This is a genomic window from Arthrobacter sp. I3 (assembly GCF_000520575.1).
Taxonomy (GTDB): domain Bacteria; phylum Actinomycetota; class Actinomycetes; order Actinomycetales; family Micrococcaceae; genus Arthrobacter; species Arthrobacter humicola_A.
The window spans coordinates 158,822-170,922 of record NZ_KI914927.1; the positions used below are offsets into that span (position 1 = coordinate 158,822).

General features: G+C 64.8%; 6 protein-coding genes. 5 read left to right on the forward strand and 1 reads right to left on the reverse strand.

What is annotated here, in order from left to right; genetic code table 11:
- Together Y706_RS25160 and Y706_RS0112200 are read left to right on the forward strand one after the other, a co-directional pair.
- Positions 1–441, forward strand: a 441-nt coding sequence (locus Y706_RS25160) for a LysR substrate-binding domain-containing protein (RefSeq protein WP_043436057.1), incomplete at its 5' end; no start/stop codon positions are given.
- Positions 442–557: 116 nt separating this feature from the next.
- On the forward strand, positions 558–875 hold the full coding sequence (locus Y706_RS0112200; protein ID WP_028276814.1) for a DUF6457 domain-containing protein: 318 nt from the start codon (positions 558–560) through the stop codon (positions 873–875).
- Positions 876–1,094: 219 nt separating this feature from the next.
- Here Y706_RS0112200 and Y706_RS0112205 read toward each other — a convergent pair whose 3' ends face one another.
- Positions 1,095–3,443 (reverse strand): FdhF/YdeP family oxidoreductase, encoded by a 2,349-nt coding sequence (locus Y706_RS0112205; protein ID WP_028276815.1) that lies wholly within the window; start codon positions 3,441–3,443, stop codon positions 1,095–1,097.
- 383 nt (positions 3,444–3,826) lie between these two features.
- Here Y706_RS0112205 and Y706_RS25165 point away from each other — a divergent pair, with 383 nt between their 5' ends.
- The 3 genes from Y706_RS25165 (at position 3,827) to Y706_RS25175 (ending at position 12,067) form a co-directional block, all read left to right on the forward strand.
- A complete protein-coding gene (locus Y706_RS25165) occupies positions 3,827–4,939 on the forward strand; it encodes an SDR family NAD(P)-dependent oxidoreductase (RefSeq protein ID WP_253906777.1) in 1,113 nt (370 codons plus the stop codon).
- On the forward strand, positions 4,878–6,074 hold the full coding sequence (locus Y706_RS25170) for a glycosyltransferase family 2 protein (protein ID WP_253906778.1): 1,197 nt from the start codon (positions 4,878–4,880) through the stop codon (positions 6,072–6,074). Before Y706_RS25165 ends, Y706_RS25170 begins: the two co-directional genes overlap by 62 nt.
- 614 nt (positions 6,075–6,688) lie before the next feature.
- Entirely contained in the window at positions 6,689–12,067 is a 5,379-nt protein-coding gene (locus tag Y706_RS25175; protein ID WP_052355070.1) for a peroxidase family protein, read from the forward strand.
- The last annotated feature ends 34 nt before the right edge of the window (positions 12,068–12,101 follow it).

Sequence of the window (12,101 nt, forward strand, 5' to 3'; positions counted from 1 at the left end):
ATCGCCGCCCTCCACGGGCCGGTCGCGCCGGCCGAGCTGGTGCGCAGACCCTGGTTTGCCGGGCCCGCCGGCATCCAGGCGGCCAGCGAGGAGGGCCGCTGGCTGGCTGCCCAGTCGGTGGCGCCGGAGATCGTCCGGTTGAGCAGCGAGACGGAGGCCCTGGCCGCCGTCAGGGCCGGAGAGGGAACCATGCTGGCTTTGGGGCATATTGTCCGGGCTGAAATCCGCAGCGGTTCCCTGGTCCGTGTGCCGGTAGCCGGAACGCCGATCTCCGGACTCTGGTGGGCCAGTACCCTGGACCGCGGCCGGGCCACCACCATGGCGCGGACCCTCCAACGGTTTGCCGGCACCGCCGACGCCACCGCGGCCATGGTCGCCCCCGGCGGTTCGCGAGGGCTGGAACGGCGGGGGTCCAAGTTCCACGTGGCGCTCTGGAGCTGAGGGGCCGCCGCCGTGCCGGCTGCCGCTGTGCCGCTGTGTCGCGTTGCGCAACGCCGGGGACGGGTGCTACCCCTTGAGGGTTAGACGATCCATTCACCCTGCGAGAAGGAGTAGCAATGACGTTGTCCCGAGACGAAGACAGCTCGCTGCGGCATTGGAGCAGCCGGCTGATCCAGGCGCTGCAGATCCTCGACCTGGAAGTCGACCACGAAAAGATCGTCCAGGTGGCAGAGGAATCGGTCAAAGCCGTCGGGCCGCATGCGGACGCCATCAGTGCGTTCATCGTGGGCTACGCGGCGGGTACTGCGTCCACCAAGGGCCGCAAGGGCACGCAGGAGGCCGTGCACGCCGCATCAAACAAGGTCATCGAGCTCTGCGAACATGGCGAGTCGGGCGGCCCGGACGAGAAAGGCTGGGCCAAGAGGGCCCAGTAGCCCGGCCCGCGAGCACCCTGGAAGCACACCGGACCTGATGCACAGGGATCACGCCATGCGCGCAGTCCGCAGCCACTGGACATGCTCCGCGGTGGGGCGCAGGGATGGGCATGTTGGTGTTATGTCCATCCGCCGGGGCCGGGGCGGGGCATGTCCGGTGGTTCGGACTGGCCCGGCCCCGGCTGGCGGGTGCCTCTGGCGGGTGCCTCTGGCGGGTGCCTAGGGTGAGGCCACCCGGGCAGGGGCTGTTGCCGCGCCGACGGGCGTCTGGTCCAGGCTCGGCTCGAGCCGGACGATGACTGCCTTCGAGACTGGCGTGTTGCTGCCTTCGGCCGTGTGGTTCAGTGGCACCAGCACGTTGGCTTCGGGGTAGTAGGCAGCAGCGCAACCGCGTGCCGTGGGGTACGACACCACACGGAACTTGCGCACCACGCGTTCCTCACCGTCGTCGTATACGCCGCGGACGTCCACGTACTGCCCGTCCAGAAGGCCGAGCTCGGCGATGTCGTCAGGGTTCACGAACACCACATGGCGGCCCTTCTTGATGCCACGGTAGCGGTCGTTGTGCGAGTAGATGGTGGTGTTGAACTGGTCGTGGGAGCGCATGCTCTGCAGGATCAGGGTTCCATGCGGCCGTTCGACAAGTTCAAGATCATTGACTGTCAGCACGGCCTTGCCGGTGGGCGTGGGGAAGGTGCGGGAGTCGCGGGGACCGTTGGCGAGGATAAACCCGCCTTCCTGCCGGATCCTCTGGTTGTAGTCCTTGCAGCCGCCCACCACGCGCGAAATGTGGTCCCGGATAAGGTCGTAGTTCTTCTCATAGCCGTCCCAGTCGGCCCTGATCTTGTCGCCCACGAGGAGTTTGCCCAGCCGGCTCACGATGGCCGGCTCCGAGAGCAGATGGTGGGACACCGGCTCGACGCTGCCCCAGGACGGGTGCACGGCGCAGACGGTGTCCTCCACCGACACGAACTGGGGACCGGATTCCTGGATATCGATCTCGGTCCGGCCCATCGTGGGGAGGATCAGGGCCTCGCGGCCCGTCACAGTGTGCGAGCGGTTCAGCTTGGTCGAGATCTGCACCGTCATCTCCGTGTTTTGCATCGCAGCCTCGGCGGCGTTCGTGTCCGAGATGGCACCCACCAGGTTGCCGCCCAGGGCGACGAACACCTTGATCTCGCCCGCGCGCATCTTGTTGATGGTCTCGACGGCGTCCGCGCCGTGTTCGCGGGGCGGCTCGAAATCGAACTCCTCGCCGAGGGCCTCCATGAAGGACTGCGGCATCTGCTCCCAGATGCCCATGGTCCGGTCGCCCTGCACATTGCTGTGCCCGCGGATGGGGGAGGCGCCGGCACCCGGCTTGCCGATATTGCCGCGCAGCAGCAGGAGGTTGATGATCTCCTTGATGGTGGCAACACCCTTCTTCTGCTGGGTGATGCCCATGGCCCAGGTGATGATGACTTTCTCGGACTTGAGATAGCGGGCGGCCAGCTCATCGATGTCCTCGCTGTGCAGGCCCGTGGCCTCAAGAACTGTGCCTTCATCCAGCCCGGCGAGGTGTTCCTTGAGCTCCTCGAGCCCCTCGCAGTGTTCCGCCAGGAAGGCGTGGTCCAGGACTGTCCCGGGGTTCTTGGCCTCGGCGTCGAGCACGCGCTTGGACACGGCCTGCAGCAGCGCCATGTCGCCGCCGATCCGGATCTGGAGGAACTGGTCTGCGATCTGGACGCCGTGACCGACGACCCCGTTGACCTGCTGCGGGTTCTTGTACCGGCGCAGGCCTGCTTCGGGGAGCGGGTTGACGGCCACGATCTCGCCGCCGTTGCGCTTGCACGCCTCAAGTTCGGTCATCATCCGGGGGTGGTTGGTGCCGGGGTTCTGGCCCATGATGATGATCAGGTCGGCTTTGGCGTAGTCGTCGAAGCTGACCGTCGCCTTGCCGATGCCGATGGTCTGGCCCATGGCCCAGCCGGAGGATTCATGGCACATATTGGAGCAGTCCGGCAGGTTGTTGGTGCCGTAGCCGCGGACCATGAGCTGGTAGAGGAAGGCAGCCTCGTTCGAGGTCCGGCCGCTCGTGTAGAACGCCGCCTGGTCGGGGGAGTCCAGGCCCTTGAGCTTGTCGGCCACGAGCCGGAGCGCCTCGTCCCAGCTGACCGCCTTGTAGTGGTCCTCGCCGGCGGCCTTGTACACCGGTTCGGTCAGGCGGCCCTGCATGCCAAGCCAGTACTCGGTCTGGCTGCGCAGGTCGCTGACGGCATTCTCGGCCCAGAAAGTTGCGGGAACCACCACCGGGGTCGCTTCCCAGGTCACCGCTTTGGCCCCGTTCTCGCAGAACTCGAATGCCTTGCGGTGGTGGGGATCCGGCCACGCGCAGCTCGGACAGTCGAAGCCGTCTTTCTGGTTCATCGCCATGACGGTCTTGCGGGTCCGGTTCAGTCCCATCTGTTCGATGGCCGGCTTCATGGAGTGGTATACGCCCGGGACGCCGGCGGCCCAGCTTTTCGGCCCGTCCCCGACGACGAGATCCTTTTCGGACGGTTCCTCGATATGAGGAGTCTTGCGAGTCACGTGAACTTCCCTTCTGCAACCACCACCCGGATGGGGCGGCGTGCTGATCTGCCACTCTGCACCTTACCGTCAGGCCTATCAGCTTGATCGGAGCGCCGCAAGCAATTGCCCTGGCCGGGGCACGTAGGCAAGTCCTCCTTACCAAGTAGCGCTCACGCTCATTTACAGGTACCAGCTACTCGTGTTGCCGAGAAAGAAGCCGTGTGTTGTTGGGGTGGAAGGTCTCAGCGGGGGAAAACCAACGGATTCCAGGGTCACGGCCCTGCGGCATGCGGGTTATTCATTTGCGTTCGGCCGCCTCCTGGCGGAGCCGAAGAGATCTGTCCTGCGATGAATTTGCTCAATAAGAAGCCGAACAATTTTGTGAACATGGGGGCAGTGCGATGGAAAAGATTTGGGCCGACCGACTACTTGGCAGAGAGTCGATGCACGTTTACGGGTCTGCTGCGAAAGCTTTGATCCAAGGCAGAACGATCCTCGTGACGGGCGCCGGGGGTTCCATCGGCTCAGAGATCGTGCGCCAGATGCATACGCTGGAAGCTGGCAAGGTCTTCTGCATCGACGACGACGAGTTCGCCCTTTATAACCTGCAAATGGATCTGGAAGGCCTGGCGCTGCTGGACGACGACGTGTACCGGCTGGCCGACATCCGGGACGAACAGCTCATGCGGCGCATCATGCAGGAGGTCCACCCGGATGTCGTCTTTCATGCCGCAGCCCACAAGCACCTGCCGCTTCTCGAGCGGGCACCTGAGGCAGCAGTCAAGACCAACGTCTTTGGAACCCAGTCCGTAGTCCGAGCAGCAATTGCTGCAGGTGTCAGCAGGGTTGTCAACATCAGCACAGACAAGGCGGCCAATCCGACATCGGCATTGGGATGGTCCAAGAGGCTCGCCGAGCACGTGGCCGGCAAGTATGCCGGCACCTCAGAGACCAAACTGGCAAGTGTCCGGTTTGGAAATGTTCTTGGCAGCCGAGGCTCCTTCCTGCCCACGCTGATGACTCAGATTGAGAGGGGACAGCCGATCCGGATCACCGATCCCGGTGTCGCACGCTACTTCATGACCATCCCCGAAGCAGCCGGCCTGGTGATCGAAGCCGCTTGCCTCGGTTCCGGCGGGGAAACCTACGTGCTGGACATGGGCGCCCCTGTGCGGATCGAGTCGCTGCTGCGCCGGTACGTCGAAATGGTTGACTGCCCGATGCCTGCAGTTGAGTACACCGGCCTGCGTCCCGGCGAAAAGATGTCCGAGGAACTTTTCGACATGCGCGAAACCCACTACGCCACGCCTCATCCGCGCATCCTGAAGGTCGATGTTGGAACCTATCCGGTTGACCCTGCACTGGAACTTCTTCGCGAGCTCGTCGATCACGGCGCGCATCCTGCACTCGTTCGCGAGGCCCTCGAATTCAATACGGCCGGAAAGGTAAACGATGGACTGGACAGCCTCTCTTCTGGCGCTCTTGGCACTGCCACTTCTCGCAGTCTTAGTTGACGCTGTCGGGGCGGCCCGCAGCAGCCGCTTCGGAACGGCGGTCCGGGAAGCCGGCAGTGAGTCGCTTCAGGGTTTGTCATTCGACGTGCTGGTTCCCATCTATGGCGATATCCGCTATTTGACAAACGTCGACTTTCTCCACAGCTACGGCTCCCAGGTCATCCTCTGTACGACCTCCGGTGAGTCCGACGGCTTCAGGCAGTCGCTCGACCAAATTGCGACGACTCATGGTTTCCGGGTATTCCTCAGCGATTACGTTGCGCCTTCTGCCGGAACTGGTCGCCGAACTGGCGGTACAGTCCGTGACCGAGTCATTCGGGACGCACTGGAATCTGCCGTTGACGCTGAATACGTCGTATGTCTGGATGCGGACACGACGTCAGTCCGCCCGCTGTCAGAGCTGGTGGGAGAGCTTCGGAGGCGGGGTGACGATGTCGCCTCCATTGAACTGGTGCCGCAGGCGGAGGGTCCCGCCTTGGTCCAGTTGCAGCGGCATGAGTACCGCCTGGCCATGCGCCTCAGGTTCGTCATGCCGTGGCTTCTGAGCGGGGCATGCCACGCAGGAACAACATCCGCAATGCGTGCCATCATGGCGCAGCATTCACTCTTCTTCCAGGGGAATGATGTTGAGACAGGACTGCTCGGTGAGCGCCTTGGATACCGTATGACACACATTCCGTTCGCCGTGAACACGGAGGTACCAGCGACGCTGCGGGCCTGGTGGCGGCAGCGCCTGGCCTGGGCGGGCGGGGAATTCCGCTTGTATATTGTGAATATCCGCTTCTGCTTTTGGCATCCGTTCTTCTGGACATACGGCAGCGTCGTACTGTTTGCTTTTCTCCTTCTTCGGTGGGAAGCGCTCGTGCATCCCGGGCTGTCACTGCTGGCCGCGGCCGTTCTTTACTTCGGCATGATTTATGGCATCCACTGGAAAAATCGGAATCGCTGGCTTTTGCTGATGCCTTTCTACACACTCATCACAAGCTTGATCATTCTGCCCCTCGGCATGGTTTGGTATTTTGCCATGGCAATTCCTGAGAAGAACTTCGGACTCATCAGGTTTCGCCGCGGCTCTGGCGGTTCCCGTGCGACGAGCCCACGGCGAAGGAACGCAGTGGGTGTAGCCGGCACATAGCCAGGGTGCCCTTGTCCCTCAAGCTCGCTGCTCGCGGCTCAGCCAGCCAGCGGCATTCGAGCGCCCACCGTCGCCCGCTGGTCCAGAAGGGTCAAACGGTCGCAAAGCCCCCGGGTCTGCCCAGGCAACCCGGGGGCCTATGCCGCCACTATCGAGTGCACCGTCCAGCTCCTGTGCGGGCCACCATTACCAGCACCACCTTGGCGCAAGCTGGGGATCTGCTGTGCGCCGGCCTCAGGTAGCGGAGGCCAAAAAAACGGGACCTCGGGGGGTATCCGTTACTCGGCCGTTATTCGTCGACAGTACGCCCGTGCAGTCGTTCCCGCGTAGGCTGCGGCAGCGCCGTCGAGCACAGGGCGAGTAGCCCAAAGCGTCTGCGCACGTAGCCCCAGAGCATGGTCCGGGTGGCCAGAGGCCCCGGAAAGCACCGGACTGCGGTCCGGATCCGAAGTTACCGACCGGTCCCAGTTTTCCCCAAGGAATCACCCAGCACTGTTGCACCATCACTCACTCTAAGAGGCAGGTGTGCAATGAATTTGTTCGCATGCAGGAAGGTTGAAGGCCAAAGACGTGCCTTTAGCCGGCCGACCCGCGCAGTAGCGGCAGGGACAGCGATGACCTTGCTCAGTTTTGTTGGACTCACCACAACGGCGCTTGGCGCCAGCGCCGCGCCGGTACCCGTCGGCGCAGGCTTCACCGTCACCGCGGCCGACCTGGCCTATATCCTCAAGCAAATCAAGATCGCCGAGGCGCACGTCGCGAATACGACGTCGGCGACCGGCCCTTGCGGGGCGCTGGTCGGGCCGGGCCCCAACCAGATCCCGGACGCCCTCACCTCCTACGGCCTCCGTACGGTTGACGGCTCCTGCAACAACCTGATCAAGGGCCGCGAAACGTATGGGGCCGCCGATCAGCTATTCCCGCGTCACGCGACGCCGTCGTTTAACACCGCCGACGCCGTCCCCGCAGGGTTCGGCCCTGCCGGCACGTCCTCCTACGCACAGAAGTCGGGCAATGTGTTCGACGCCCAGCCCCGCCAGATCAGCAATCTGATCGTGGACCAGACCTCCACCAATCCAGCCGCCGTGGCTGCTGCCGGGTTCCCGGTCCGGACCCAGGGCAACCCCGGTCTGTTCCCCTGCACCACTGATCCTGACCCCTTGGCGACTCCGCCGGTCGAGGCTGTGCCGGCCGGCTGCGTCCCCACGGGTGACACGCTGTTCATCCCCAACGTCACCACCGACGTCGGCCTCTCCCCGCCCTACAACTCCCTGTTTACCCTGTTCGGTCAGTTCTTCGACCACGGCGTGGACCAGACGGTCAAGGGCGGCGGAACGGTGTTCGTGCCGCTCAAGGCCGACGACCCGCTGATTACCGTAGGCCCTGATGGCAAGGCCGGTACCGGTGACGAAGTGGCCCCCAACAGCCCGAACGCGTTCATGGTCCTCACCCGGGCCCAGAACCAGCCCGGCAACGACGGCATCCTCGGCACCGCGGATGACGTCCAGGAAGCCGCCAACACGGACTCGCCCTACGTGGACCAGTCCCAGACCTACACGTCCCACCCCTCGCACCAGGTGTTCCTGCGGGAGTACATCAACAACGCCGCCGGCAGGCCGGTTTCAACCGGCAAGCTCCTGGGCGGTCCTGCCGGCCCCACCGCCGGCGGCATGGCCACGTGGGCGGACGTCAAGTCGCAAGCAGCGATCTTCCTTGGCCTCAAGCTCGAGGACAAGGACGTCACCAACATCCCGATGATCGCAGCTGACCCGTACGGCAAGTTCATCCCCGGCCCCGCCCGGGGCCTGCCGCAGTACGTCACGCTGACCGGACTCGTTGAGGGCAACACGGCAAATCCTGTCCCGGTGCCGGCAAACGTGCGGTACTTCGACACCCCGTTCCTGACCGACATCGCGCACAACGCCGACCCGTCGCCGCAGGACGCGGACCACAACCCTGCCACGCCGCCCGTCGCGCCCACCCCGGACAGCGACAACACTGCCTCGGCAGATTTTGCGAACCAGCCCGCCGGGACTTACGACGACGAAATGCTCAACGCGCACTTCTGTGCCGGTGACGGCCGCGTCAACGAAAACATCGGACTGACCACCATCCACCAGGTGTTCCACTCCGAGCATGACCGGCTCGTCGCGGACATCGAGAACACCCTGACCAACGACACTTCGGCCAAGGGCGTCGCCGCACTGGCGGAGTGGAAGCTGGCTGCCGGTGCCAACGGCTGGAACGGCGAACGCCTGTTCCAGGCGGCACGGTTCGTCACGGAAATGGAATACCAGCACCTGGTGTTCGAGGAGTTCGGCCGCAAGGTCCAACCCGCGATCCAGCCCTTCCACGTCTACCACACGGACCTCAACGCGGCCGTGAGGGCGGAGTTCGCCCACGCGGTCTACCGCTTCGGCCACTCTATGCTGACGGAGACGATCTCGCGCACCAACGCGGACGGCACTGACAACTCCATTTCCCTGCTCCATGGCTTCCTGAACCCGCCCGAGTACACCAACGGCGGATCGGCGGGGTCCCTGACCTCGGAAGAGGCCGCAGGCAGCATCGTCATGGGCATGAGCGACCAGGTCGGCAACGAACTCGACGAGTTCGTGACGGGCACGCTGCGCAACAACCTGCTGGGTCTTCCCCTGGACCTGGCGACGATCAACATGACCCGTGCACGTTCCGAAGGCGTCCCGCCGCTCAATGAGCTGCGGCGCCAGATCAACGACGCCACGGGCGACGCTCAATTGGCTCCGTATACGAGCTGGGCCGACTTCGGGCAGAACCTCAAGCACCCGGAATCGCTGGTCAACTTTGTTGCCGCCTACGGCACCTACCCGACCATCACCAGCGAAACCACGCTGGCGGGCAAGCGGGCAGCGGCCAAGGCAATCGTCGATCCGGGCACCCTGGCGACTCCTCCCACGGCTGACATGAGCGACTTCATGAACAGTGCCGGACCGTGGGCCACCCAGGAGACCGGCCTGAACCGGGTCGACCTCTGGGTTGGCGGCCTGGCGGAGAAGACCAACCTCTTCGGCGGACTCTTGGGCAGCACGTTCAACTACGTGTTCGAGAACCAGATGACCGACCTGCAGAACGGTGACCGCCTGTACTACCTGGCGCGCACGCCGGGCATGAACCTGCGGTCGCAGCTGGAGAGCAACTCCTTCGCGGAGATGATCATGCGCAACACCAATGCGCACTCGCTCAAGGCGGATGCTTTCGGAACCGCCGACTGCAAGTTCCAGCTGGGCAACCTGGCCGGTACACCGGCCGGCTACACGGCCTCGGGGGCCACGGTCGCCGACGACCCGACCAGCGAGTGCAAGGAGAACCTGCTGCTCCTGCGCAAGCCGGACGGCACCATCCAGTACATGGAGAAGAACACGGTCGACCCGAGCGGCATCAACGGCCAATCGGTGTACAACGGCACCGCCAACGCTGACCGGGTCACCGGCGGCAACGACAACGACACGTTCCTCGGCAACGAAGGCGACGACGTCATTGAAGGCAACGGCGGCGACGACATCGCACTCGGCGGCGACGGCAACGACAGGATCACCGATCTGTCCGGGGCCGACGTCCTCAAGGGCGGTCCGGGTAACGACTACCTCAACTCCGGTATCGGCGACGACATCAACATGGGCGGCGACGGCCAGGACTTCACCAACGGCGGCGCCAACGACAACGAAACGTTTGCCGGCGAAGGAAACGACTTCGTGCAGTCCGGTGACGGTGCGGATGCGACGTTCGGTGACGGCGGCGATGACTGGATCCAAGGCGGTTCCGGCCAGGACCTGCTGATCGGCGATCACGGTGCTCCGTTCTTCGACGACCCGGCCCAGACGAAGCCCGGAAACGACATCTTCGTTGGACAGGTTGGCGAGAACGACTACGACGCCGAGGGTGGCGACGACATCATGACGTCCAACGCGGCCATCGACCGCTACGCCGGTGCTGCCGGCTTCGACTGGGCCACGCACCAGTACGACACCGTAGCAGCCGACGACGACATGAAGATCAACAACAACCTCGTTGGTGTTCCGCTGCCCGTCGTGGTCAACCGCGACCGGTGGCAGGAAGTGGAAGCCAACTCCGGTTCCAAGTTCGACGACGTCATCCGTGGCGACGACGCAGTGCCCAGCACCGTAGGTGGTGCAGGCTTCAGTGGCTGCGACGTCCTCGACCAGACGGGCATCAACCGGATCGCCGGCCTGCAGGCTATCCTGCCGGCACCGACCACCCCGCTTGCGCCGGTCGAGGCACTCTCACCGATGGGCGTCTGCCCGCTGACCGGTCCGGTCTGGGGCGACGGTAACATCCTTGTCGGCGGCCTCGGCAGCGACAAGCTCGAGGGCAGGGGCGGCAACGACGTCATCGACGGCGACCGGTACCTGAAGATCCGCATCAGCGTGCGGGACAACGCGGGCGCAGAGATCGGCACCACCGACCTCATGGAGCGCCCGTACCAGGCAGGTAACCCGCAGACCTTGGCGGCCGCAGTAGCGGCCGGCGTCGTCAACCCGGGGAACCTGGTGGCTGTCCGCGAACTCGTCACCCCCACCGCCCTCGAAACCGCGGGCAACCGGGACGTCGCGATCTTCTCCGGACCGCGGGCCAACTACACCATCACCACGACAGGCGGCACCGGCACCATCGGTTCGGCTGGCTCAACCACCACGGTGGTGGACAACGTTGGAGTCGATGGCACGGATACGATCCGCAACATCGAGTTCCTGCAGTTCTCCGACACCGTACTGCCAGGCGCTCCGGTCATCGGCACGGCAACCGCCGGCCCCGGGCAGGCAACGGTTCGCTGGACGGCCCCGACGGTCGGGCCAGCCGACGCCTTTTCCGTGAAGGTGCTCGACGTGACGACGAACCCGGCCGGCGTCCAGGTCGGTGCCCTGCGCACCGCTCCGGCAGGCGCCACCAGCCTGGTGGTAACCGGTCTGACCAACGGATCCCAGTACCGGTTCCAGGTGCTGGCCAGCAACGCCCTCGGTGACAGCCCGTTCTCGGCACTCTCCAACACGGTGAGCCCGACGACGGCAACCGTACCGGGAGCGCCCACCATCGGGACGACCACGGCAGGGAATGCCTCGGTGACCGTGAGGTGGACCGCTCCGACGAACACCGGCGGATCGCCCATCACCGGCTACTCGGTGCGGGCCTTCGCCGGAACTGCCCTGATCAAGACGCAGGCAGTCACCGGAAACGTCGGAAGCGTCCTCGTGACGGGCCTGACCAACGGGACGGCGTACACGTTCGACGTCGCCGCAGTCAACGCAGTGGGTACGGGCGGATTCTCAGCCCGCACCGCAGCGGTGACACCACGTACCGAATTCGTGGCTCCCACCCTGACCGCGCGGTCCCCTGCACCGGGGGCATTGTCGGTCAGCCAGGGCGCCAACGTGACGGCAACGTTCAGCGAAGCGGTGACGGGGGTGACGGGAACGAACTTCCAACTGCGGCAGGGCACCACGGCGATCGCCGCCGTCGTCTCCTACAATTCGCTGACCCGCGTCGCGACGCTCAACCCGGTGGCAACGCTGCCGGCAGACCGCCTCTACACCGTGACTGTCTCCGGCGTCCGTGACCTTGCGGGCAACACGATGGCGACGAGCACGTGGACGTTCACGTCGGGACCTCTTCCGGTCATCACCTCCACGACCCCCGCTTCGGGAGCCATAGGGGTGCTGCGAAACAGCAACACGACGGTGACGTTCAGTGAGCCCATCACCGGATTCGCCGCTGCCGGCAGCGTCCGGATCGTGCGGGCCTCCACCGGGGCCGACATCGCGGTCGCGGTGACGTACAACGCCACAACCAGGGTGCTGACAATCAACCCCAGTGCGACGCTTCTCGCCAGCACGCAGTACAGGGTCATCATCACCGGTGGCACCACCCGGATCCGCGATCTGGCAGGCAACCCGTTGCCCAGCCGTTCGTGGACATTCACCACGGGAACAGCACTGTAACAGCAGTCTGAGAACGCCGGCTGGCGGGGCCGCT

Coding starts and splice junctions, on each gene's coding strand:
- Y706_RS25170 (WP_253906778.1), top strand. CDS start 4,878: ATGGACTGGACAGCCTCTCTTCTGGCGCTCTTGGCACTGCCACTTCTC.
- Y706_RS25165 (WP_253906777.1), top strand. CDS start 3,827: ATGGAAAAGATTTGGGCCGACCGACTACTTGGCAGAGAGTCGATGCAC.
- Y706_RS25175 (WP_052355070.1), top strand. CDS start 6,689: ATGACCTTGCTCAGTTTTGTTGGACTCACCACAACGGCGCTTGGCGCC.
- Y706_RS0112200 (WP_028276814.1), top strand. CDS start 558: ATGACGTTGTCCCGAGACGAAGACAGCTCGCTGCGGCATTGGAGCAGC.